Source organism: Acinetobacter sp. YH12142, from assembly GCF_013418435.1.
Taxonomy (GTDB): Bacteria; Pseudomonadota; Gammaproteobacteria; order Pseudomonadales; family Moraxellaceae; genus Acinetobacter; species Acinetobacter amyesii.
Genome location: NZ_VPCB01000003.1, coordinates 181,734 through 203,659, shown reverse-complemented (window position 1 = coordinate 203,659; position 21,926 = coordinate 181,734). Strand labels below are relative to the sequence as shown.

Genomic DNA, 21,926 nt, shown 5'->3' with positions numbered 1-21,926 from the left:
ACAGTTTAAGCGGTTCGAACGGTATAACGGCCATGTAAAAAGTAGTAGGCACCAATACATGCAAAGGCTGCAAAGGCGCTATACAAATACAATTGTGAGTAGCCAATATGGTCGAGCAATTTACCGATAAAGTACGGTCCAAAGCCTAAGCCGGCATCCAAAAAGATAAAGAAAGTTGAAGTGGCAAAGCCCATACGTTCAAGCGGCGCACTTTTTACCGCAACTGTTTGGCAGACCGACTGAATATTGCCATAACCGAGTCCAAGTAGGCCTGCACAAAGTAAAAGCATCCATGAACTCTGTGTGATGCTGAGCAATACCAATGCCACGCCCATAATCACAAAAGCAGGGTAGATCACAATATTTTCACCTTTACGGTCCATCAACGGGCCTGTAAATGGGCGAGAAATTAAAATCGCAATGGCATACATCAAAAAGAAAAACGAGGCTGTTTCAACCAAATCGATTTCTTTGGCATAAAAGTTAATGAAAGACAAAACGCCTGAATAGCAGATTGAAGCGAAAAGCATGATGAATGATATCGGTAATGCTTTAGGTTCTACAAATTGAGCAATCCAACTCGGTTTTTTGACAGCTTCAACAGTATCGAGGGGTTTATTGATTTTGGGTAAATCGGGCACTTGAATCAGCAAGGCAACCAATAGGCAGCTCAATGCGATAATCGTAGAAACGATAAAAATCGCATGATAACCAATATGTAACATCATCCAAATGGCAAGAAATGGCCCAATAGCCGTACCTAAAGTACTACTCATGCTGTAGTAGCCAATGCCTTCACCGCGACGTGTCGCTGGTAAGATTTGGGCAATTAAGGTACCCAGCACTGTTGATGCCATACCCATCATAAAGCCATGCATAAAGCGTATGAAAAGCAACATGCCGACGCCAAACTGAATGAAGTAAAAACCAGAAAAGACTAAAAAGCCAATTAAACCAACGATCAGTGTTGTTTTACGACCAAAACGTTCTAGGAACTTGCCCACCAATAAACGCCCGACCAATGTGCCGACAATGAACAAGCCAGAAACTAAACCTGCTTGGGCTGTAGTCGCACCCAATTCAGCCACCGCATAGCCCACGATCACCACAACCAAGAGATAAAAGGTTAAAACCAATTGGAAGTTAATGGCGCTGACTAAAATAAAATTTCGAGTCCAAAGTGGTGCTTTATCTTGCATGATCATCACCTACAGTGTTTTGTTCAAGTTCTTGCATGACACGGTGTAAAATTTGAATGGAGTGTTGGATATCTTGGCTTGCTAATGGCGCGATCAGGCGCTGCTCAAAGGCATCTATGTCTTTTGCACATTGCTGAAATAACTCACGTCCAGTCTCGCTGAGCATCATTTTCTTTTGACGTTTATCGTCAGTTTGCACATGTGCCAAAATATCCATCTGAGCAAGAATTTTGACACGCTTAGTGATGGATGGCTTGGATACATTTAAATATTCCGCCATTTCAATAGATGTACAAGCAGTTTTTTCACGGATGACAAACATGACTTGCCAAAGTGAATAGTTCAATTGATAGGGCAATAAAATCGTGTTGATTTCATCACTCATCAGACGCGCACAGCGCAGAAGAGAAGAGCGGAAACCTAATGTGGAATTCATGATAGTTAACTAGGGTAACTAAATTGTCGCAACTTTACGCCTAATTTATTTTGAATTCAAGTGAACAACTCAAAGCATAAAAAACAGGTATAAAAAAACCTGTGCGCACACAGGTTTTCTTGCAAAACATTTCATTTAAAGCTTATCGTTCAATGCATATCGTTGAATTGATACCTTAAACAATACGTGTTTATTCTACAGAAGCTTCTGCAGCTGCAATTGCTGCATCTTCCGCTGAGCTGTCTGCATTTTCTGAAATTTCTACACTTTCACCATCTGCATAAGCAAGTTCTTCACCTTCTGATTCAGCTTGCTCTAAATAAGCCGCAAGTTGTTCATCCGTTAATTCAGGTTCACCTTCAGACATCATTGCTTGTTCTTGTAATTGCGCTTGTTCTAAATTGCTCATCATACTTTGCATATTGAACATCAATGGAATCATAACCAATAAATAAACAATCATCAGGATCAGATACAGTGACCCAATGACTTTCTCTGTTTGTTCAGTTGGACGTTTAATACCATATTTATTTTCACCTTCAGTGCCTTTTGCAGCCATCACATAAATGCTAAAGATGGTACCGACCAGTGGGATGAGAAAAATTAAACAGAGCCAACCGCTTTTATTTAGATCATGTAAACGACGAATCGTAATGCAGATCATTGCGACAAACATTGCAACGATAGAAACGACAATCAGTGCGATCGCACTGAGTCCTAAAAACGAATTAAAAAGTGCTTCAATACTACGTTCTGCTGAATTGAAAAATGCAAAAAGTCCCAGTGCGACGCTGATGCCTAATAGGCAGGTATAAATCATACTAATGATAAATAACCACGCTAAATAGGACAGGCGGCCAAAACGTCCTTCAGGAGACAGTGGATGATCGGCTTTTTGAATTTGAGGCTGAATATTTTGATCTTGTTGAAACGGATTCAATTCGCTTGAAGTAAGTTCAGTCATTATTATTCCAATTTTAATTATCTAATTTATTTTCTATGCCCAAAAGGGCAGCAATATTGTATAGCGAAGTAAAAAAAGGTCAAATATTAGACATGGCTAAGTCATTAAATATTCCTTAGCCATGCTGTAATGTGGTCTGTTATTTATGTAATTTACGATACTCTTTAGGGCGCATTGGACGACTGGCTTTCCACAAACCTTTCTTTTGTTTACGTGCTTTACTTTGTAAATTCATCATATAGTGCAAATGCTTTTGGTCACGGATGTATTCTTCGTACACCCACGCAGCACCACGTTTTACCATTTCTTCATTCATGCATTTACGATAGCGATAAATAACCCCAACGCAGCGGCCATAACGGTCTACATCAGTGATTTTTACACGGACAAATTTCTTATAAACCATGGATTTGATCAGGCGGGCTGACTCTTTACCGTAGGCTTGTGTCGATTCTGGCGCATCCACATAAGCAAAGCGAAGTTTGGTTTTAGAACGTCTCAGATTCATCCGATAGCAGGTGAGGGTATCGCCATCACTAATATCGGATACACGGCAGAGGTAAGATTTTCCTTTCTTAAAGGGTTGAAAAAAATCCTTTAAGAAAATGGTGACTTTATAGAAAACATAGACTGTGATCAGGCACAATACTGCACCTAAAGCCATGAGCCAATTTGTGGAGAGATTTGAAAGCATACATAATGATATGAACGAAGTCATATCGCATAAAAACAGGAGTTTAGATTTTATAAGAACTCATGATTTATGGCTGTCGAATAAACCGGCGGTCAGTTAAAAATACATTAAATAATCAGCATTTGATCTATAAATATACAGCAAGTTTCATCACGCAGAATTAAATCTAAATCCATGTGAATAGCCTAAGCAAGCTGATATATCATCATAAAATAGCCTAAGCAAAAATTTTAGAAATTTGGCTTCGCAAAAAAATATGCCGCGAATTTAATTCCAAATCATTATGCCAATACATCCCTAGTTTAATTTTCGGCAAGTCTACAGGTACATCAAAAATATTCAGTTCGGGAGCAACCTGTAAATGCGTCAAAATATTTTGCGGAATCGTTAATATTGCCTTGGGTTGCTGTGCCAAAATTTGTAGCGCAGTAGAGTAATGCTGACAGCGTAAAAAAATCTCTCTAGAGTGTTTTTTACGATTTAAATAAATATCTTCAACTAATACACCTGCACGTCGGGAAGAAACCCCAATGTGAGGAGCAGAAAGATAAATAGATTCATCCATCTTGGAATGTTGACTACAAACCACGAATTGGTCTTCAACTAAAGTTTGAAAATTTATTTTTTCACCAAAGTTTTGCTCAAGATCAATCGCAAAATCGATTTGCTGTGCAGCAAGGTCAGCCACAATGGTTTTGCGGTCTAATTTAATACTGGAAAATTGGATCTGAAACTGTTGCTGTTGAAAGTGTTCAACTAACTTAGGAAAAATAATCGGTTCAATTTCATCATGTACGGCAATTTTTAAGCTCTGTACCATTGAAGGAGTAAATTGTTGTTTTTGGATAGAAATACTTTGAATCGCAATAAGCGCATTTTTAATTACGGGATAAATCTGTTCAGCAAATGGAGTCGGGAGCATTTTTGCCCCAGCACGTACAAATAAGTCATCTTGTAAATGTTGTCTTAAACGTTGAAGTGCATGACTCGCTGCAGACTGAGTAATACACAAAATTTGTGCTGCTTTTGAAATGCTTTTTTGTTCATAAACTGCGATATACAGTGGATATAAATTGATATCCATACGGTGGAAAACACCCATATCAATGACGGTGTTTTTATGAATACTATTCATGTTCATCTATTGAATTAAATCATTTTGTTCATATTAGATTTCAGGTTATGGTGTTGTAAAGCGTAAAGAACATAATATTTAAAGGATATTGTCATGTTTGAACTTTCAGCACGTGCACAAGATTATATTGAAAGAACAAAAAAATTTATTAAAGATGAAATTGAGCCTGTAGAAACTGAGTTTTGGGCAGAAGTTCATGAGTTGAACCAAGGTGGTGATTGGACCAAATGGCAATGGCCGGCACAGTTAGAGGTTTTAAAGGATAAAGCCAAAGCTGCAGGCTTATGGAATATGTTCTTACCTTGTCCTGAACTTGGGCAAGGCTTATCTGTACAAGAATATGCACACATCGCAGAACTTTCAGGCCGTAGCTTACTTGCACCCACGGTATTCAATTGTAATGCACCAGACAGCGGCAATATGGAAGTGATTTGGCGCTATGGTACGGAACAACAAAAGCAGCAGTGGTTAACACCATTACTAGACGGCAAAATCCGTTCGGTGTTTTGCATGACAGAACCTGCTGTTGCTTCAAGTGATGCCACCAATATGGAAGCAACAGCTGTCGTTGAAGGCGACGAAATTGTGTTGAATGGCCGTAAATGGTGGTCTTCAGGTTTAGGTGATCCAAATGCCAAAATCATTATTTTTATGGCACATACACCAGATGAAAGCAAAGACCGTCACCATCAGCATTCTATGGTTTTAGTTCCAGTAGATACGGATGGAGTCAAAATCGAACGTATGCTTCCGGTCTTTGGCGACTATGATGCGCCACATGGACATGGTGAAATTAGCTTCACAAATGTTCGTGTTCCTGTTGCAAATTTCATTGGCGGCGCAGGCCAAGGTTTTGAAATTGCACAAGGTCGTTTAGGCCCAGGCCGTATTCATCATTGTATGCGTTGTATTGGTGCTGCTGAAAAATCGCTAGAACTGATGATTGACCGCGGTATGAGCCGTACAGCTTTTGGTAAAGAAATTTTAAAACTCGGTGGCAATTTAGAACGCGTAGCAGAAGCACGTGTTGCGATTGATCAGGCACGTTTACTGACCCTTTATGCAGCATATAAAATGGATACTCAAGGGAATATGGCTGCATTAACCGAGATTTCTGCCATTAAAGTGGTCGCGCCGAGTGTCTTAGAAAAAGTCGTTGATATGGCGATTCAAATCCACGGTGGTGCTGGGGTTTCTCGAGATACACCGCTTACGGGTTTCTTTGCCCAAGCACGTTCACTACGTCTAGCTGATGGCCCTGATGAAGTACATAAAGGCATGATTGCCAAATTAGAGTTGGCTAAGCGCGGTTACAGCAGTCGCCGTAAAAAATAAACAAGTTGTAGTCACATATTTGGCATGGCAACCCCGAATTGTCCATGCTATAAAACTATAGAAAATTATATTTTTATCATCATGATAGATTCAAGTTTAGGAAGAAAAGCATGTCAGTGATAGATGTAGGCGGTTCAGTTCGTGAGGGTGAAGAACTGGATGTCCGTGCTGTAGGAAATTGGTTGATTGAACATGGCGTTGAAATAGAAGGGCCTGTAGAAGTCACTCAATATTCAGGTGGTGCATCAAATTGGACTTATCGCTTAAAATACGACAATGCTGATTTAATCTTACGTCGTCCACCAAAAGGCACCAAAGCCAAGTCTGCACATGATATGGCACGTGAGTATAACGTACAGAAAGCATTATCAGAATTTTATCCAGTACTCCCTGAAATGGTGGCGCTATGTCAGGACGAATCAGTGATTGGCTGTGATTTCTACGTAATGAAGCGCGTAGAAGGCATCATTCCACGTGCAAACTTACCCAAAGAAATTAATTTTGATGAAACTCAAGTTCGAGCGTTGTGTACCAACGTCATCGATAAGTTAATTGAACTGCATCAAGTGCCTTATGAAGGCACAGCTTTAGAAAAAATAGGCAAGGGCGACGGCTACTGTCGTCGTCAAGTGGAAGGTTGGGACGCACGCTATGAAAAAGCCAAAACCTTAAATGTTCCTTCTTTTAAATATGTCCGTAATTGGCTCAAAGACAATATTCCTGCTGACTCTAAAACCTGTGTAATTCATAACGATTGGCGTTTTGACAACGTCATTTTAGATCCAAATGATCCTACCCAAGTGATTGGCGTATTGGATTGGGAAATGGCAACGCTTGGCGATCCACTGATGGACTTAGGTTCAGCTTTAGCGTATTGGGTTGAAAGTGGCGATAACGCAATTTTTAAAGCGACTCGACGCCAGCCGACTAACTTGAAAGGTATGTTTAGTCGTAAAGAAGTCGTTGAATATTACTTAGAAAAAACTGGTCTACAAACAGACAACTGGACATTTTATGAAGTGTTCGGCATTTTCCGTTTAGCCGTGATCGCACAGCAAATTTATTATCGCTTTTACCACAAACAAACCAATAATCCTGCATTCAAAGATTTTTGGATTGTGATCCATGCTTTACATATTCGTGCATTAAAACTTATTGGTTTGCAAAAACTTGAAGCCAATGACGTGGCACAAAAATATATTGAAAAAATGAAGGATATTTTAGGGAAATGACCACGATATATTTAATTCGGCACGGTCAGGCTTCTTTTGGTGCGGAAAGCTATGACAAGCTTTCTCCCAACGGTGAGCTACAGGCTAAGGTGCTGGGACAGTATTTCGACCGTATTTTAAAAGAAAGTCCTTATGTGGTTGCGGGCTCCATGCAACGTCATCAACAAACAGCCAATCTTGCATTGGCTGAATGCTTTCCAGAAGCACAAGTTGATACAGATAACGCGTGGAATGAATTTAATCATCAGCAAGTTTTTGCTCAATATGAACCTCGATTTAACCAACCGCATTTATTAAAAGAAGATGTATCTAAGCATGAAAACCCACGTGCTTATTTATCGAAAATTTTTGAAGGCGCCATTGAGCGTTGGACAGGTGGAGAATTTCATCATGAATATGATGAATCTTGGCCACATTTTAAAAGTCGAGTCGAAACAGCGCTAGAAAAGTTATGCACTCAACTGGCTGAAACCAAACCACGCTATGCTGTTGTGTTTAGTTCAGGTGGAGTGATCTCCGTTGCCGTAGGTAAAATTTTAGGGCTGAGTCCAGAAAAAACATTTGCACTCAATTGGGCCATTGCCAATACCAGTATGACAACACTGCGTTTAGTCGGAAATGAACCGCAATTACTCAGTTTAAATGAACATCATTTTATAAAAGCAGTTGATCCAAATTTATTGACTTGGATCTAAGATAAACAAAGGAATTATCATGGCTAAAACAATTTTAATTACAGGTGCAAGCTCAGGGATTGGTGCAGGAATGGCACGTGAGTTTGCGCAAAAAGGCTACAACTTAGCCATTTGTGCACGTCGTTTAGAGCGTCTAGAAACACTAAAACAGGAATTGGAAAGCCAATATGGCATCAAAGTCATTGCGAAAACCCTCGATGTCACAAATTATGATCAAGTGTTTGAAGTGTTCCGTGCCTTTAAAGCAGATTTTGGCAGTATTGACCGTGTTATTGTCAACGCAGGTGTTGGTGAAGGTCGTCGTATTGGTAAAGGTAATTTTGAAATTAACCGTGCGACAGTTGAAACCAACTTTATCTCTGCTTTGGCGCAATGCGAAGCTGCAGTTGAAATTTTCCGTAGCCAAAATGCAGGGCATTTGGTGGTGATTTCTTCAATGAGTGCTATGCGCGGAATGCCTAAACATTTAACGGCTTATGGTGCAAGTAAAGCAGGTGTTGCTGCTCTAGCTGAAGGTATTCGTGCAGAGCTGATTGATACCCCAATTAAAGTAACGACTATTTTCCCTGGTTATATTCGTACAGAGATCAATGAAGGTGCGAAAAAACTGCCATTTGAAGTCGATGAAAAAACTGGTTCACATCTTTTAGCAAAAGCCATTGAGAAAGCACCGGTTAAAGCCTATGTACCACAATGGCCGTGGTTGCCTTTAGGTCTTGCGATGAAAGTATTGCCATTGAAGATCGTGAATAAATTGGGTTAAACCTTTATTCAATAATAAAGCTCCAATTTTGGGGCTTTTTTATTCTCAAATGATCTTCACCTTCCTCTGTAGGTTAAAAAGGAATACAGATAACCTGTGATCAAAAGACATTAAAAGCAGCCAATTTTGCAAAGAAAAATTCGAGTAATTACTCAGATTATTTATAATTAAGATATTGAAAATAAATAAAATGTTGAATATTTGAGCAGACGATGATTTGTTCTCAAAATAGCGATTTCCTTTTTTTTTATTTGCTTTAATGTACAACTGTTTATTAATTTTTAGGTTTGTACTATGTCTATGTCTTCCGATATGACAGATCAACAGCGAATTAACAAAGTCAGAACTGTCGTAACGAAAGCTGGTGAAGACTTACGTCAGCAATATCCCATTTTAAAACATCAAAACTTTATAGGCGCAGCCATCCTTATTTTTGCGCTACTGGGAATGTTGGGTTCAGCTTGTGCGTTTGCTGTTGGCATTTTACCGGCATGGGCTTGTGTGATTTTGGTGGCGATGTTTGCTTCACTGACACATGAATTAGAACATGACCTGATTCATTATATGTATTTTAAAAAGACGCCGTGGGCTCACCATCTCATGTTGGCCTTGGTTTGGTTAGCACGTCCCAATACTATTAGTCCTTGGGCACGTCGTCGTTTGCACCTCAACCACCATAAGTATTCAGGTTCAGAATACGACTTGGAAGAACGGGGCATCAGTAATGGCATGCCTTGGGGATTACGCCGTATATTGGTCATGAGCGATCAATTGATGACGGTGTATTTGCGCCCATTTCAAATGTTTAAAATGATTAGTCAATTCATTGAAAAACAACCTGAAAAAGAACGTAAAACGGAATTGTTCTCTCAACTGACTGGATTTTTTCCTTTAAGTTTTGTTTATTACGGCATTTGGTATGTATTTGTCATTTATCATGTTGTGAATGGTATTGCTCCAATGTTAGGACAATGTATTAGTTGGTCAGTCAATTTAGTGAAGTTAATACCGACGATTAACTTTCTAGCCGTGGTTTGGATTATTCCGAACTTTATACGCTCTTTCTGCTTACAATTTATCAGCTCAAATATGCATTATTATGGTGATATTGACCCACGCGATGTCATTAAACAAACTCAGGTGTTAAATCCGTGGTGGTTATTCCCAATGCAATTGTTTTGCTTTAACTTCGGTTCGACCCATGCTATCCACCATTTTGTGGTTAAAGAACCATTTTATATTCGTCACCTAACTGCAAAAACTGCACACCAAGTCATGCGTGAGGTTGGTGTACGTTTCAATGACTTTGGAACCTTTAAACGCATAAACCGCTGGAATTAAATTAATACCAACTTCAAAAAAAGCCCTCAATTGAGGGCTTTTTTATGATCTAAACGTTTATAAACTACTTTTGCGCAAAAAATGTTTGAGTGCATCTTGTAAGGCAACTTGCCATACCGCGTAGGAATGTCCGCCGATATACGATTGGTAATGTACATCATGACCTTTATTTTTTAAGTCGGCTGCAACAATAGGCGAAGTCTCTAAAATACTCAGTTCATTATTATTTCGTGAGCTTTCATAACTATTGGCAGTAATAAACCAATGCTGTTTAGGTTGTGCGGTTTTATCACGAATGATTTTACTCATGCCATTTGGGAGGTCTGTCGCCGCATTTTGCCACCAAAATGATCCAGATAAGGGTACGACATGACTAATTTGATTTGGATTTTCTAAGGCTAAATAAGCTGAACTTAAACCACCAAGACTTGACCCAAGTAGTACCGTTTTCTTCGAATCGACTTTTGCAGGTGCATTTTTTTGAATCCAAGGCATCAATTCATCACTAAAAAATGCTGAAAATTTAGCATTGGGTGTTAATTCTTTCGGTCGTTCCTGATCATTCGGTGGAGAAACAAAAATGGCTTGAATTGGCGGTAACTGACCTTGCTCAACTAATATATCTAATGCCTTTGGAACATTAAGCAACTCGTTATATTGCTGACCATCAAAAAATATAGCAGTGATATAGCTTTGGTTTTTCTTGGCTTTAGATTGGTAAATTAGGATTTTACGTGAGTTATTCAAAATTTTGCTATCTAGAACAAACTCTAGTAATTTGGGCTGTTTCACATTTGGATATTGTTTTGGATCAATAAATGGCGGGGTATCTTTAAGGGCCACAAAATTTTCATTACGTAAGCCTGACGTGTCATCACTTGCGAGATAAGTGTTTTTGTTGAAAGGATCAATCCGTTGCACTTGTATCACAGCACGACGCTGCGTTCTTGATTCTTTAAGTTTTGGATTCAGATGCGGACAATAATTTGACAGATAACCTTCTAAGTTCGGTAAATCGACAGCAAAGCTATAACTGCCAATGTAACGATGATCAATAATTGATTCTTTAAACCAAATATCGGTATTTGGCAGGCGCGTCAACCATTCATGGTCATTACTTGGACCACCAATAAGACGAACATTATGCTGCGCACCTTTCCATAAAAAAATTATACGGTCATGTTTTTCATCATAGTTTTCAATGATTGGTGTACCCATAACCTCTACACGCTTCCAAAAATCTTCAAGTATTTGAGCATGTTGTTTTGGATTTTGACCTAACTGATGTTGTAGGTTTAGTAATATTTGGCTTTGCGCTTTGACATCTTCACATGCAGCGGCATAGGGAAAATGTTTTTTTTCTATTGTATCGGTTAAAGCGGGTGAATTTTGAATTTGGGCAAAAGCAGAAGAAACAGCAAAGCTCATAGAACCAGCCAAAAAAAGTAGGGAAAGTTTTTTCATTGAAATAATAAAATAGGTAGAATGAAATCAGATAAATGATAATCATTATTAATATAAAAAACTAGCAATATGCCGCAGAATGGTGCTTTTAAAAAAAGAAAATGTAGAAAAATAACAATAGAGTCAATGCTTTGTTTTTTAAACTAATTAAAATAATGCAGTCGACAAGCTTTAATTCATTACCCAAATATTATGCTACTCAAAGTATCAACACTGCTGCTGTTACCTGCATTACTGATCCAAGGTTACCGTGTGAAAAAAAATACCCCACGTTTAGCAGAACCGGTGGGAGAGCGCTGTGGGATGAGTGGTCAGGGTAATCGGCCATTATCGGTATTAATACTAGGTGATTCAGCAGCAGCAGGTGTCGGCGTCGAGCATCAGTCGGATGCATTATTGGGACAATTGCTTAAAATTTTATCGCCTGATTATCAAGTTCACTTTTGCCTTGAAGCCACAATGGGGCATAACAGCCAGCAAATCATCAATGCTTTGGACAATGTCACTATGCAGAACTTTGATGTCGTGATCAGCTCTGTTGGTGTCAATGATGTCACAGCTTTAAAACAGCCAGACCAATGGTTGAACCTCCAGCAGCGTTTATATCAAGCTGTCGAGGAAAAGTTTCATCCACAGCTATTGATCATTTCAGGTGTGCCACCAATGAATGAGTTTCCAGCTTTACCGTTTCCATTGTCATGGTTGTTTGGACAATATTCACAAAAGATGAATGCGCTGTTAAAAAATTATGTTAATACTCAAGCGAATATGCGGTTAATTGAATACGATTTACAAGAATATCGTGAAAAAAATTTACAAATGGCCAAAGACGGCTTTCACCCGAGTAAAGAAATTTATCAGTTATGGGCTGAAAAAATAGCGAAACATATCACTGAACAATTTTCATAGACATTTTATGATTCAACCACTGGGCGAAGTTAAATTTATATGAGCAAAGACATTTCCGACGCGAATCCGCAAATCGAAACGCATCCTTTAGCGCCATTTTTGCCATCAAATGGGAAACTCTTGATGTTAGGGAGTTTTCCACCTCCAAAAACCCGCTGGAAGATGGATTTTTATTATCCAAATTTTCAAAATGACATGTGGAAAATCTTTGGCCTATGTTTTTTTCAGGATAAAAATCATTTTCTCAATCTAGATAGCAAGACTTTTAAAGAACAGCTCATTCGAGATTTTTTAAATGAAAAAGGTATAGGCATTTTTGATACTGCCTATCAAGTGATTCGTTTGAAAGGTAATGCATCAGACAAGTTTTTACAGATTTATCAGCCAACCGATATTGCGAAGTTACTCACGCAGATGCCGAATTGCCGCAGTATTATGACGACGGGAGATAAGGCGACTGATACTTTGATGCTCTCGATGCCAGAAAATACTGAAAAACCACACATTGGGCATGCTGTTCATATCGAATTTGCAGGCAGAGATTTGACTTTATATCGTATGCCATCATCATCTAGAGCATATCCACTAGCACTGGAAAAAAAAGCTGAAGCCTACCAAAGCTTATTTAAAGATATAGGCTTACTTTAGGGAAGTTTACGTTATTGTGAGATACCTTGAAGAAAATGTCCCTTTTAAACAGGCAAACATTCAATACTCAAAACGTGGCATCTTATGGATAAATATCAACTCCTTAGCCATCATATTCAACATAATCCCAAAGGTTTAAACGCGCTTTAATTTCTTTGCGAATATGAGGCAGCATAGGCAGTAAAGTGCCATCGATCCATAAACTCAGAGTCTGGGATGAAACTTTTTTGTTTGCATCATCTACAATTTGCGCGCCTTTCACGATCACCAAAGTTTCTTCGCTAGGAGCAGTTTCAATGCCTTTAAATAAAAGCTGTAATTCATGACCTGTATCTTGAATTAACCATTCCAACTCAATTTGAATATTGTGATTAGATTTAAGTACAGCTTGGCCTTCAATCATGTCATTGTCAGATAAGCAGTCATGCTCAACCCGAACTTTCGACAAAAACCATTCTTGATGACCAAGTTCAGGAAGTGTCATAAAAGGCGTTAAAATATCACTTAAATTAAATTGGCGGCTTAAATCAAAAAATTGCATTAGAAAACTTTAGGGGGAGATAAAATAAAATAAGAGGTGGATGTTAAAGCATCATCAAGTGTGAGTAAAACCTTTGCTTTTATTGAGATATTTTATGTATAAATAGCATTCAATCTATCTAAATTAAGTCTAAGAAAAATGAATTGCGAAAATAATATACACACAAACGATGTACCAAGCCCCATAGACTTAAAAGATCCAATCGAAGCTAAACAATGGGCAGCTGAAGTGAATCTTAAACGCACGTGGCGTTATGACATCTTTCAAATGTATGTTGACTCTATTTTGGCTTTCAATCCGAATGCGCACGTACTTGAACTCGGTTCAGGTCCAGGCTATTTGGCTGAGTTTTTAATTAATCATTGTCCAAATATTCACTACACAGCATTTGATTTTTCCGAAGCTATGCATGACTTGGCAAAAGGAAAACTAAGTGTAGCGCAACGCTTAAAATGCAATTTTATAACAGGGGATTTCAAACAATCGGATTGGGAAAAATCTCTTCACTTCAATGAAAAAAGTACCTTTGATGTGATTATTATTCATCAGGCTTTACATGAATTGAGACATAAGGCGTATGCAGCAGAGTTTCATCGGACTGTAAAAACGTTGTTAAATACACAAGGCGTGTATTTTGTATGTGATCATTTATATGCAGCACATGCTCAGCAAAATCATGAGTTGTATAAGTCAGTTGAGGAACATTTAGCAGCGCTTAAAGCAGCCAATTATGGCCAAGTGGAATGTCTTGGCGAAATCAATGGTTTGGTTATTTTCAAAAGCCAGCACTCATATAAACGAGACTGACCAAGAACATCTTCGACTTGATCGAACTTTTCAGATTATTTCAATAAATAGCCTCGATGAGGAAAATTTAATCATTTAGCAGTGCATTGTCATTACATCATCCATTCAATCGGGAGGTATGACACTGCTTTTATGCTAAATCTTTGGAATCGAGTTGTTTCTGGTTCATGAATATAGGTTTTGATTTTTCCATTTTTTTGATGCTCTAACCAAATGATTTCGCCGTTTTTATCCAGTTTTAGCTCATATGCAATTTGCGGTAAGTATTGGTTTAATGCGGCAGAAATATCGTTTTGTAATCGATCAGATTTAACGACTAGACCAACTTCCGAATTTAAATTTGCGGAACGTGGATCAAAGTTAAACGATCCAATAAACACCATACCGTCAATATCGAAAAATTTTGCATGCAAACTAGAGGCATTTTTGCCTTTCGCAGGGATGATATTTCCAGTCATGACCTCATACCATGTGCGTTTTGAACGCTCAATATATGGTTTAAATTCATATAATTTCACGCCATTTTCGAGTAAGTCTTTGCGATATTTTTGATAAAACGCATGAACGACAGCGACGTCATTGGCTAAAAATGAGTTGGTTAAGACGCGGACTTCTACATTTTTACCTGCAAGGCCTGTCAGAAAGTCAGTCCCTTGTTGTGTGGGAACAAAATAAGCTGAAACCAATTCCATGCGTTCTTTGGGCTGTCCCATCAAGGTCGAAAATTGGTTATAAATCAATTCTTGTTCTTTGGCTTCACCACGTATTTTATTCGGACTATCCGCAATAAAATGTGCTTCGGCCCAATTCACAGGTCTAAGCTTAAGCTGCGCCGCCAGTTGTTGCTGTGCATAGTTAATGCGCTGCTGATCTTTAGTTAACGTTGCAGAATTTTCTTGGTATGTTTGTCTTAATTGATTTAATTCTTCTTTTGTACCTGCACCAATCCATTGTTGGACAGAATAACTCAAATCATCATTCCAAAAGTTCAAAAACACCTGATTGGCTTGTTGTATGGCTTCGCCATAGAAAAGGATGTCCAAATCTGTAAATTGAAAACTTTCACTGGCATCAAAATATTCATTACTGATGTTACGACCACCAGTTACGCCCATAAAACCATCGGCAACAATTAATTTATTATGCATACGATGGTTAATGTGCTTTAAGCGAAATGCATAATCAATGACACGTAATTTTCTGAATTTATAGGGATTAAACAGTTTTATAGAAATGTTGGGATGAGCTGAAAGGCTTTGTAAGGTCGGATCGAGTTTCGTCCCGTTTTGATCATCAATTAATAGCCTTACCTTTACCCCACGGTCAGCGGCATGCAGTAATTCTTGAAACATCAGATGCCCAATAGCATCATTTTCCCAAATGTAATATTGCAAATCGATAGTGTATTTTGCATTTCGAATCAAATGTAGGCGAGAAGCAATACTTAAGAAAGCATCATCTAAGGCTAAATAAGCCGTTTGTTTTTGTTCTAATTTTTCTAAATCTGTAGCAGACGTAATCCATTTTTCTGCATGCGATTGTATAGGGACATCTTTTTTTGACTGATTGCTAGGTAAGCTGCATCCAGTTAATAGGCTGATCGAAACAGTTAAACCGACAGTACAACTTATTTCACGTAATTGTATCATTCGAATAGCATTAATCATTCCTTGAAAAATTCATCATAACATCATGTTTTAAGGTTGTATCTAGGCTTAAAAAGAGGTTACTGTAACTCATCTGTTAATATAAGCCATACAGGATGTTTTTAGACATGAAATCACGTGCAGCCGTTGCTTTTGGACCGGGTCAGCCTTTAGAAATTGTTGAAATTGATGTGGCACCACCTAAAGCAGGTGAGGTTTTAGTCAAAATTAGCCATACAGGTGTGTGTCATACAGATGCATTTACATTGTCAGGTGATGATCCTGAAGGCGTATTTCCAGCAATTTTAGGGCATGAAGGTGCAGGTGTTGTGGTTGAAGTCGGTGAAGGTGTGACTTCAGTGCAACCAGGGGATCATGTTATACCGCTTTATACCGCAGAATGTGGTGAATGTTTATTCTGTAAATCGGGTAAAACGAATCTTTGTGTATCTGTACGAGCAACACAAGGGAAAGGTTTAATGCCGGATGGCACAACACGTTTTTCGTATAATGGTCAGCCGATTTATCACTATATGGGCTGTTCAACATTCTCTGAATATACTGTGGTTGCAGAAGTGTCTTTGGCAAAAATTAACCCTGAAGCGAACCATGAGCATGTGTGTTTGTTGGGGTGCGGCGTAACAACAGGTTTAGGTGCAGTTAAAAATACCGCTAAAGTTCAGGAAGGTGACTCAGTTGCAGTCTTTGGTTTAGGTGGTATTGGTTTGGCTGTGGTACAAGGTGCTAAAAAAGCCAAAGCAGGTCGTATCATTGCGGTAGATACCAATCCTGACAAATTCAAACTGGCTGAAGAATTTGGCGCTACAGATTTTGTTAATCCAAAAGATTATGAACGTCCTGTACAGGAAGTGATTGTAGAAATGACGGGCTGGGGCGTCGACCATTCATTTGAATGTATTGGCAATACCAATGTGATGCGCTCTGCTTTGGAATGTGCTCACCGTGGTTGGGGTCAATCTGTGATTATTGGTGTGGCAGGTGCAGGTCAAGAAATTTCAACCCGTCCATTCCAATTGGTTACTGGTCGTACTTGGAAAGGCACTGCATTCGGTGGTGTTAAAGGTCGTTCACAATTACCGGGTATGGTAGAAGAAGCCATGTCAGGTGAGATCAAACTTGAACCATTCGTGACCCATACCATGGGGTTGGATAAAATCAATGAAGCGTTTGATTTAATGCATGAAGGTAAATCAATTCGCTCTGTTGTGCATTTTGAAGACTAAACATTGATTTAAATATTATTGATTTATCTACTAATCATTAAATATTAATGCGTTAATTTTCACTGTTTTAAAAACTAGGCTTTGGCCTAGTTTTTTTTATTTGTGTTGTTACGACAAATCAGAACTTCAAATTTGGATTTGCAAAAAGTGACAGATTGTTAGACATAAAATGATAAAAAATGCCAAATGATAGATTTTGTCCCGAATTCACATGGTGGGGAATTAGCACTAAACTTAATGTAAGCATAATTTAAAAAACAAATGTATATTAATGCATTATCCGAGGCAAAAAATGACAACTACAAGTTACAAGCCTGAGTGGATTCGGGAAGATTTTATTGATTTTATTGCAGAAAAATTTGATGCAATTTGGGCCTACAAACGTGTAAAAGCACAATTAGTCAAATCACGTTGTGTGGGGATCGGGTTTTATGAACTGAGTTTTTTAGCGAATCAAAATTTTAAAGCAGCAAACTATCGACCAGGCCAATGTGTTCTGGTGACAGTTGTCAAAGATGGTGTACGTCATCAACGTAGCTATAGCATCGTCGAAATCAATACATCAGGTCATGTGGTGATTGCCGTCAAACAACAAGGCAAAGTGTCCAACTGCCTGACGCAATTAAAAACAGGTGATGTTGTTGAATTATCCCAACCGCAAGGTGTGTTTGGTCTAAAGCTAAATTCGGATCGCCCAATTTTACTGCTTGCTTCAGGGAGTGGTATTACCTCAATCATGGCTTTGTTTAAACAAGCCATTCAGCTTGGACGTACAGTTGACCTGATTTACTTCAATCGAGATGATGCTTATTTGGATGAATTGATTCAACTAGCGAAGCAATCTAACCATGTACATTTACATGCGATTAATACGCTGAAAACCAAATTGCATATCTCACCAGAGGTGCTAAATCACATGGTTCCTGATTTTAAGCTGCGAGATTGCTATGCCTGTGGTGCAACGCAAATGATGCAAAGCATTGAGCAATTGTATCGTGAGTTAAGGCTTTCAGAATATTTAAATACTGAATATTTTCAGATGATTGCTGATGATTCAGTACCTGCTCAACCTGTTACTTTTAGTTTAGCCCAGCAAGATTTTTTGGCAGAGGGAAATTTACTGGAAAGTGCTGAAAAAGCCGGTTTAAAACCTGCGCATGGCTGTCGGATGGGTATTTGTAATACCTGTTCGTGTACCAAATTACAGGGTTCAGTGAAAAACTTACTCACTGGCGAAATGGATCATGCGAATAACACACAAATCAAATTATGTGTCTCTCAGGCAATTTCACCTGTACGTATTCAACTCTAACCCAAGCCGCATAAAAACAAATCAGGGGCATCATCATGAATCAATCGATATATATTCGTCCGAATAGTAAGTCACGTTATTTATCACCCGAACAAACTGCTGAATTTGGCGAAAAAGTTGAGCAAATTCGCCGTGAAATCATGCAGAGTGTAGGTGAAAAAGATGCAGCGTATATTTATAAAATTCGCAATTTTGTCCGTTATAGCGAGATTGCTTCTCGTGGCATGTTGATGTTTGCAGGTTGGATTCCACCAGTGTGGTTACTGGGTACGGGTTTATTGGGTATTTCTAAAGTCGTAGAGAACATGGAACTCGGTCATAATGTGATGCATGGTCAGTTTGATTGGTTAAATGACCCAAGCTTAAATGGTGCTAACTATGATTGGGATACCATTGCCACAGGCCAAGACTGGAAATATACCCATAACTATGTGCATCATACCTATACTAATATTGTGGGGATGGACCATGATGTCGGCTATGGCTTAATCCGTGTGAGTGAATCGCAAAAGTGGGAGCCACGTTTCCTTTTTAATATTCCACTGGCTGCCCAACTCATGGTTTTCTTTGAGTGGTATGTCGGCATTCAACGTTTACATTTAGAAGATGTTATTGCGTATAAAACCAAAACTTGGAAAGATGTATGGCATGAAGCGGCCGATGTACGTCAGAAAATTAAGCGCCAAGTGATTAAAGATTATGTGTTTTTTCCGCTTATTGCAGGTCCCAATGCGATTCCTGTCTTTGCAGGAAATGCTGTAGCCAACGTGATTCGTAGCTTATGGGCTTCCGCTGTCATCTTTAATGGCCATTTTACTGAAGATGCGGAAAACTTCGAAATGGACAATACCGAAAACGAAACTCGAGCAGAGTGGTATCTCCGTCAAATTCGTGGCTCAAGTAATTTTAGTGGAACACAATGGTTGCATATACTCAGTGGTAATTTGAGTCACCAAATTGAACACCATTTATTTCCAGATATGCCTGCGAACCGCTATGCAGAAGCTGCACCTAAAATTAAAGCACTTTGTGAGGAATATGGTATTCACTATAATGAAGCCAGTTTTATCAAACAGTTTGCCAGCGTTTGGGTTCGCCTCGCGAAATGTTCAGTGCCGAATGATTGGCGTGCCGAGCTCAAGGAACGCTCAACATCACTTCAGCAGCGCGTTAAACAAAAAATCATGAAGAAAATCGGGCGTTAAAAAACAGTATTGTTTAGCAATATTGTCCTAAGAGATCTTAAATTAGAAGTTGAAGTTACGTATTAACATCAGAAACGCAATTTGATTCAAATAAAAGAACGATACGCGGTAATGTCATCCGCAACTGTTTGAGACAGGACTACTTCTCATCAAAAATGTTTTTGCGATACTTTGAATAATTTGAAGGTAGTGAACGAGTTTTGTCGGTGAGGTGCATTGCACCGCAAGATGGTTTTCTTGCGAAGCTTTGCTTCTCATTTTGCCTAATGAGAAGCGTGCTTCGTAAGAGTACCTCCAGCCGAAGGCTAATCTCTTTATCTAAACCCTAGATGTAAGACTCCGTAGAATAGACTGAAAAAGCATTTTAAAAATGCGAAATTACTTTTACGTGCGTAATATCAGTTAAATAAGAACGATTTCTAAAGCAGTAAATTCGCCAAAGTAGCGTTCATCTACTTTGGCTTTTTTAAATATATCTAGCGAGCAAGAGTTATTCAACTAATTGCACGCTATTCTGAATACCACAAGATTCTACAAAATATGCATCATGTGAAACGAGGATCACCGCACCTGTATAATGCTGAATGGCTTGAGCCAATAACACTCTAGACTCTATATCTAAGTGGTTTTCAGGTTCATCTAACAATAAAAGCTCAATATTCGGTGTTAAATAATTTAAGCCTAACAAGGTCACTTTTAAACGCTCACCACCACTTAAACAGTGAAATGGCAGTTCCGTTTTTTGACCACGGATTCTAAGTTGACCGAGTTGATTACGCCATTCCGTTGAGGAAACCTCACGATTAAACTTTGCTAGATTGTCCAAAACACTCAGTTCAGGTGATAAATCACTCAAGTTTTGGTCTAAATACAGGGTATTCACAGACAAAAATATTTCATGGCTAGACTGTGATGTGGTCTGACTCAGATACTTTAGAAATGTAGATTTACCAATACCATTTTTTCCTTTTAAATGAATTTTTTCACCTGCCTGTAAGGCCAAGTCAAAAGGCTGGTGCTGAGATATTTTGCTATGAAAATGTTTAACTCTTAAGATTTCTCCAGTTTTTTCAGCGCGATGTTGAAAAACAAATTGCTGCTCTTTGACATGCTCAAGTTGTTGCTGTGATTGAATCAGTTGGGTTCTCTTTTCTTCCAATTGCTTCTGCTGTTGTGTTTGAACTGTTGCGAGGTTTTGACCGGCTTGTTCCTTTTTAAAATCGAGTAACACTTTGGCTTGGGAGCCCGACTTGCGTAGTGCATGACTTTGTTGTTCTCGTTTTTGTGCTTTCATTTGTGTTTCGTGTTGCTGTAATTTGAGCTGTTTTAACTCACGTTTATGCTGTAAAGCATTACGTTGTAAGGCTTTATTTTGCAGATCATTTTGTTGAACGTAGTCTTCATTGTTGCCAGTAACATGTGTGAGTCCAAACTCATTTAAAGCATAGATATGCTCTACATGTTGCAGTAACTCTCGATCATGACTGACAATAAATGCACCGGCAGGATGGTTTTCTAAACGATCGATGAGCCATAAGCGTGAGGATGCATCTAAATGGTTACTAGGTTCATCCAAAAGTAAATAATGGTCGGTTTTTAAAAATAATGCACACAAAGCCAATTTGGTTTTTTGACCCTCACTCAGCTGAGCGACAGGGAAATTTAAATCTGTCGGAAGTGACGCCTGCTTAAGTTGTTGCTGCCATAATGCAGGACGGTGCCACTGGTTTTCAGTCAGCTCAAAGTCTTCAAAACTGGCATTGCCTATTTCGATACGTTGAAATGCGCTAAATAAATCTTCCACACCGAGTGCAGAAGCAATCGTGTCAGCTTCTAGCCGAGAAAATTGTGATAAATAGGCATGTGGTACATTCCATGAAATTTCACCTTCATAGGGGAGATCTTTCAGATTTTGTTCATGTAAGATTTTAAGGATGCAGGACTTTCCTAAACCATTGCGACCAATACATGCCGAAAGCTGCTGTTGATTGAGGTTAAATTTCAGGTTTTTAAAAAGTGTTTTAGAGGGAAATTCCAAGCTTAATTGGGAAATTGTACAAGCTGTTTGAGTCATAGATGCACCTTGCAATAGCAAAGATGCGCAATACAAATAACTAATTTTATTTTATAAAAAAGACAATATTTGAGAAAATGCAGTCAAAGTCATTAGCCATGTGTTTGCACATCAAAAAAATGGATTTGATGATGAAAAAACAGGGCTTACTTCATTGGCAAATACTCGAATTAAAAAATAAATGGAAAAAAGCTTGAGACAGCCTAATGTTGTGCATTCTAGTAAATGTTGATTTATTAATCAACACATCAAATTTTTAAAATAGGTCTCAATTATTGACAG

20 protein-coding genes are annotated in these 21,926 nt (G+C 38.6%); 11 read left to right on the top strand and 9 right to left on the bottom strand.

Annotation, left to right across the window (positions count from 1 at the left end):
- Positions 1-5: 5 nt before the first annotated feature.
- From FTU77_RS04225 to FTU77_RS04205, 5 genes are all read right to left on the bottom strand, one after another.
- Positions 6-1,205: an MFS transporter gene (locus FTU77_RS04225; protein WP_180054838.1), complete on the bottom strand. Its 1,200-nt coding sequence runs from the start codon at positions 1,203-1,205 to the stop codon at positions 6-8.
- On the bottom strand, positions 1,189-1,635 hold the full coding sequence (locus FTU77_RS04220) for a MarR family winged helix-turn-helix transcriptional regulator (protein ID WP_180054836.1): 447 nt from the start codon (positions 1,633-1,635) through the stop codon (positions 1,189-1,191). Before FTU77_RS04220 ends, FTU77_RS04225 begins: the two co-directional genes overlap by 17 nt.
- 190 nt (positions 1,636-1,825) lie before the next feature.
- Positions 1,826-2,599, bottom strand: a complete 774-nt coding sequence (locus FTU77_RS04215) for a DUF805 domain-containing protein (protein WP_180021740.1) — start codon at positions 2,597-2,599, stop codon at positions 1,826-1,828.
- 139 nt (positions 2,600-2,738) lie between these two features.
- Positions 2,739-3,293: a thermonuclease family protein gene (locus FTU77_RS04210; RefSeq protein ID WP_180021742.1), complete on the bottom strand. Its 555-nt coding sequence runs from the start codon at positions 3,291-3,293 to the stop codon at positions 2,739-2,741.
- Positions 3,294-3,510: 217 nt separating this feature from the next.
- Positions 3,511-4,428 (bottom strand): LysR family transcriptional regulator, encoded by a 918-nt coding sequence (locus FTU77_RS04205; protein WP_180054834.1) that lies wholly within the window; start codon positions 4,426-4,428, stop codon positions 3,511-3,513.
- Between the two features lie 93 nt (positions 4,429-4,521).
- Here FTU77_RS04205 and FTU77_RS04200 point away from each other — a divergent pair, with 93 nt between their 5' ends.
- From FTU77_RS04200 to FTU77_RS04180, 5 genes are all read left to right on the top strand, one after another.
- On the top strand, positions 4,522-5,763 hold the full coding sequence (locus FTU77_RS04200) for an acyl-CoA dehydrogenase family protein (protein WP_180021746.1): 1,242 nt from the start codon (positions 4,522-4,524) through the stop codon (positions 5,761-5,763).
- A gap of 110 nt (positions 5,764-5,873) precedes the next feature.
- The gene (locus FTU77_RS04195) at positions 5,874-6,995 is read left to right on the top strand and encodes a phosphotransferase family protein (RefSeq protein ID WP_078193821.1); all 1,122 of its coding nucleotides are present in this window, start codon (positions 5,874-5,876) and stop codon (positions 6,993-6,995) included.
- Complete coding sequence (locus tag FTU77_RS04190) at positions 6,992-7,690, top strand: histidine phosphatase family protein (RefSeq protein ID WP_078193820.1); 699 nt, start codon at positions 6,992-6,994, stop codon at positions 7,688-7,690. The genes FTU77_RS04195 and FTU77_RS04190 overlap by 4 nt, the downstream gene beginning before the upstream one ends.
- A gap of 19 nt (positions 7,691-7,709) precedes the next feature.
- Positions 7,710-8,453, top strand: a complete 744-nt coding sequence (locus FTU77_RS04185; protein ID WP_078190968.1) for an SDR family oxidoreductase — start codon at positions 7,710-7,712, stop codon at positions 8,451-8,453.
- A gap of 294 nt (positions 8,454-8,747) precedes the next feature.
- Positions 8,748-9,794, top strand: coding sequence for a fatty acid desaturase (locus tag FTU77_RS04180; protein WP_180054832.1), 1,047 nt, complete (start codon positions 8,748-8,750; stop codon positions 9,792-9,794).
- 57 nt (positions 9,795-9,851) lie between these two features.
- Here the strand turns inward: FTU77_RS04180 and FTU77_RS04175 are convergent, their stop codons facing one another.
- The gene (locus FTU77_RS04175) at positions 9,852-11,222 is read right to left on the bottom strand and encodes an alpha/beta fold hydrolase (RefSeq protein ID WP_180054830.1); all 1,371 of its coding nucleotides are present in this window, start codon (positions 11,220-11,222) and stop codon (positions 9,852-9,854) included.
- A 228-nt stretch (positions 11,223-11,450) separates the two neighbouring features.
- Here FTU77_RS04175 and FTU77_RS04170 point away from each other — a divergent pair, with 228 nt between their 5' ends.
- Positions 11,451-12,167, top strand: a complete 717-nt coding sequence (locus FTU77_RS04170) for an SGNH/GDSL hydrolase family protein (protein ID WP_180054828.1) — start codon at positions 11,451-11,453, stop codon at positions 12,165-12,167.
- A gap of 39 nt (positions 12,168-12,206) precedes the next feature.
- The gene (locus FTU77_RS04165; protein WP_180054826.1) at positions 12,207-12,815 is read left to right on the top strand and encodes a uracil-DNA glycosylase family protein; all 609 of its coding nucleotides are present in this window, start codon (positions 12,207-12,209) and stop codon (positions 12,813-12,815) included.
- Between the two features lie 103 nt (positions 12,816-12,918).
- Here the strand turns inward: FTU77_RS04165 and FTU77_RS04160 are convergent, their stop codons facing one another.
- Positions 12,919-13,356: a hypothetical protein gene (locus FTU77_RS04160; protein ID WP_168377540.1), complete on the bottom strand. Its 438-nt coding sequence runs from the start codon at positions 13,354-13,356 to the stop codon at positions 12,919-12,921.
- A gap of 138 nt (positions 13,357-13,494) precedes the next feature.
- On the opposite strand from FTU77_RS04160, the gene FTU77_RS04155 reads away from it, so the two are divergent.
- On the top strand, positions 13,495-14,163 hold the full coding sequence (locus FTU77_RS04155) for a class I SAM-dependent methyltransferase (RefSeq protein ID WP_180054824.1): 669 nt from the start codon (positions 13,495-13,497) through the stop codon (positions 14,161-14,163).
- A 92-nt stretch (positions 14,164-14,255) separates the two neighbouring features.
- Here FTU77_RS04155 and FTU77_RS04150 read toward each other — a convergent pair whose 3' ends face one another.
- A complete protein-coding gene (locus FTU77_RS04150; RefSeq protein ID WP_180054822.1) occupies positions 14,256-15,812 on the bottom strand; it encodes a phospholipase D family protein in 1,557 nt (518 codons plus the stop codon).
- A 125-nt stretch (positions 15,813-15,937) separates the two neighbouring features.
- Here FTU77_RS04150 and FTU77_RS04145 point away from each other — a divergent pair, with 125 nt between their 5' ends.
- The 3 genes from FTU77_RS04145 to FTU77_RS04135 all read left to right on the top strand — a co-directional run bounded on the left by FTU77_RS04145 (position 15,938) and on the right by FTU77_RS04135 (position 19,570).
- Positions 15,938-17,053: an S-(hydroxymethyl)glutathione dehydrogenase/class III alcohol dehydrogenase gene (locus FTU77_RS04145; RefSeq protein WP_168377538.1), complete on the top strand. Its 1,116-nt coding sequence runs from the start codon at positions 15,938-15,940 to the stop codon at positions 17,051-17,053.
- 292 nt (positions 17,054-17,345) lie between these two features.
- Positions 17,346-18,365 (top strand): flavin reductase family protein, encoded by a 1,020-nt coding sequence (locus tag FTU77_RS04140; protein WP_168377537.1) that lies wholly within the window; start codon positions 17,346-17,348, stop codon positions 18,363-18,365.
- Between the two features lie 35 nt (positions 18,366-18,400).
- Positions 18,401-19,570, top strand: coding sequence for an acyl-CoA desaturase (locus FTU77_RS04135; protein ID WP_180054819.1), 1,170 nt, complete (start codon positions 18,401-18,403; stop codon positions 19,568-19,570).
- Positions 19,571-20,060: 490 nt separating this feature from the next.
- On the opposite strand, the gene FTU77_RS04130 is transcribed toward FTU77_RS04135, so the two are convergent.
- The gene (locus FTU77_RS04130) at positions 20,061-21,644 is read right to left on the bottom strand and encodes an ATP-binding cassette domain-containing protein (RefSeq protein WP_180054817.1); all 1,584 of its coding nucleotides are present in this window, start codon (positions 21,642-21,644) and stop codon (positions 20,061-20,063) included.
- Positions 21,645-21,926: the final 282 nt, after the last annotated feature.

What these genes read in the sequence shown, in the direction of transcription:
- FTU77_RS04225 (WP_180054838.1), bottom strand. Translation starts at nt 1,205, where the DNA reads ATGATCATGCAAGATAAAGCACCACTTTGGACTCGAAATTTTATTTTA.
- FTU77_RS04220 (WP_180054836.1), bottom strand. Translation starts at nt 1,635, where the DNA reads ATGAATTCCACATTAGGTTTCCGCTCTTCTCTTCTGCGCTGTGCGCGT.
- FTU77_RS04215 (WP_180021740.1), bottom strand. Translation starts at nt 2,599, where the DNA reads ATGACTGAACTTACTTCAAGCGAATTGAATCCGTTTCAACAAGATCAA.
- FTU77_RS04210 (WP_180021742.1), bottom strand. Translation starts at nt 3,293, where the DNA reads ATGCTTTCAAATCTCTCCACAAATTGGCTCATGGCTTTAGGTGCAGTA.
- FTU77_RS04205 (WP_180054834.1), bottom strand. Translation starts at nt 4,428, where the DNA reads ATGAATAGTATTCATAAAAACACCGTCATTGATATGGGTGTTTTCCAC.
- FTU77_RS04200 (WP_180021746.1), top strand. Translation starts at nt 4,522, where the DNA reads ATGTTTGAACTTTCAGCACGTGCACAAGATTATATTGAAAGAACAAAA.
- FTU77_RS04195 (WP_078193821.1), top strand. Translation starts at nt 5,874, where the DNA reads ATGTCAGTGATAGATGTAGGCGGTTCAGTTCGTGAGGGTGAAGAACTG.
- FTU77_RS04190 (WP_078193820.1), top strand. Translation starts at nt 6,992, where the DNA reads ATGACCACGATATATTTAATTCGGCACGGTCAGGCTTCTTTTGGTGCG.
- FTU77_RS04185 (WP_078190968.1), top strand. Translation starts at nt 7,710, where the DNA reads ATGGCTAAAACAATTTTAATTACAGGTGCAAGCTCAGGGATTGGTGCA.
- FTU77_RS04180 (WP_180054832.1), top strand. Translation starts at nt 8,748, where the DNA reads ATGTCTATGTCTTCCGATATGACAGATCAACAGCGAATTAACAAAGTC.
- FTU77_RS04175 (WP_180054830.1), bottom strand. Translation starts at nt 11,222, where the DNA reads ATGAGCTTTGCTGTTTCTTCTGCTTTTGCCCAAATTCAAAATTCACCC.
- FTU77_RS04170 (WP_180054828.1), top strand. Translation starts at nt 11,451, where the DNA reads ATGCTACTCAAAGTATCAACACTGCTGCTGTTACCTGCATTACTGATC.
- FTU77_RS04165 (WP_180054826.1), top strand. Translation starts at nt 12,207, where the DNA reads ATGAGCAAAGACATTTCCGACGCGAATCCGCAAATCGAAACGCATCCT.
- FTU77_RS04160 (WP_168377540.1), bottom strand. Translation starts at nt 13,356, where the DNA reads ATGCAATTTTTTGATTTAAGCCGCCAATTTAATTTAAGTGATATTTTA.
- FTU77_RS04155 (WP_180054824.1), top strand. Translation starts at nt 13,495, where the DNA reads ATGAATTGCGAAAATAATATACACACAAACGATGTACCAAGCCCCATA.
- FTU77_RS04150 (WP_180054822.1), bottom strand. Translation starts at nt 15,812, where the DNA reads ATGATACAATTACGTGAAATAAGTTGTACTGTCGGTTTAACTGTTTCG.
- FTU77_RS04145 (WP_168377538.1), top strand. Translation starts at nt 15,938, where the DNA reads ATGAAATCACGTGCAGCCGTTGCTTTTGGACCGGGTCAGCCTTTAGAA.
- FTU77_RS04140 (WP_168377537.1), top strand. Translation starts at nt 17,346, where the DNA reads ATGACAACTACAAGTTACAAGCCTGAGTGGATTCGGGAAGATTTTATT.
- FTU77_RS04135 (WP_180054819.1), top strand. Translation starts at nt 18,401, where the DNA reads ATGAATCAATCGATATATATTCGTCCGAATAGTAAGTCACGTTATTTA.
- FTU77_RS04130 (WP_180054817.1), bottom strand. Translation starts at nt 21,644, where the DNA reads ATGACTCAAACAGCTTGTACAATTTCCCAATTAAGCTTGGAATTTCCC.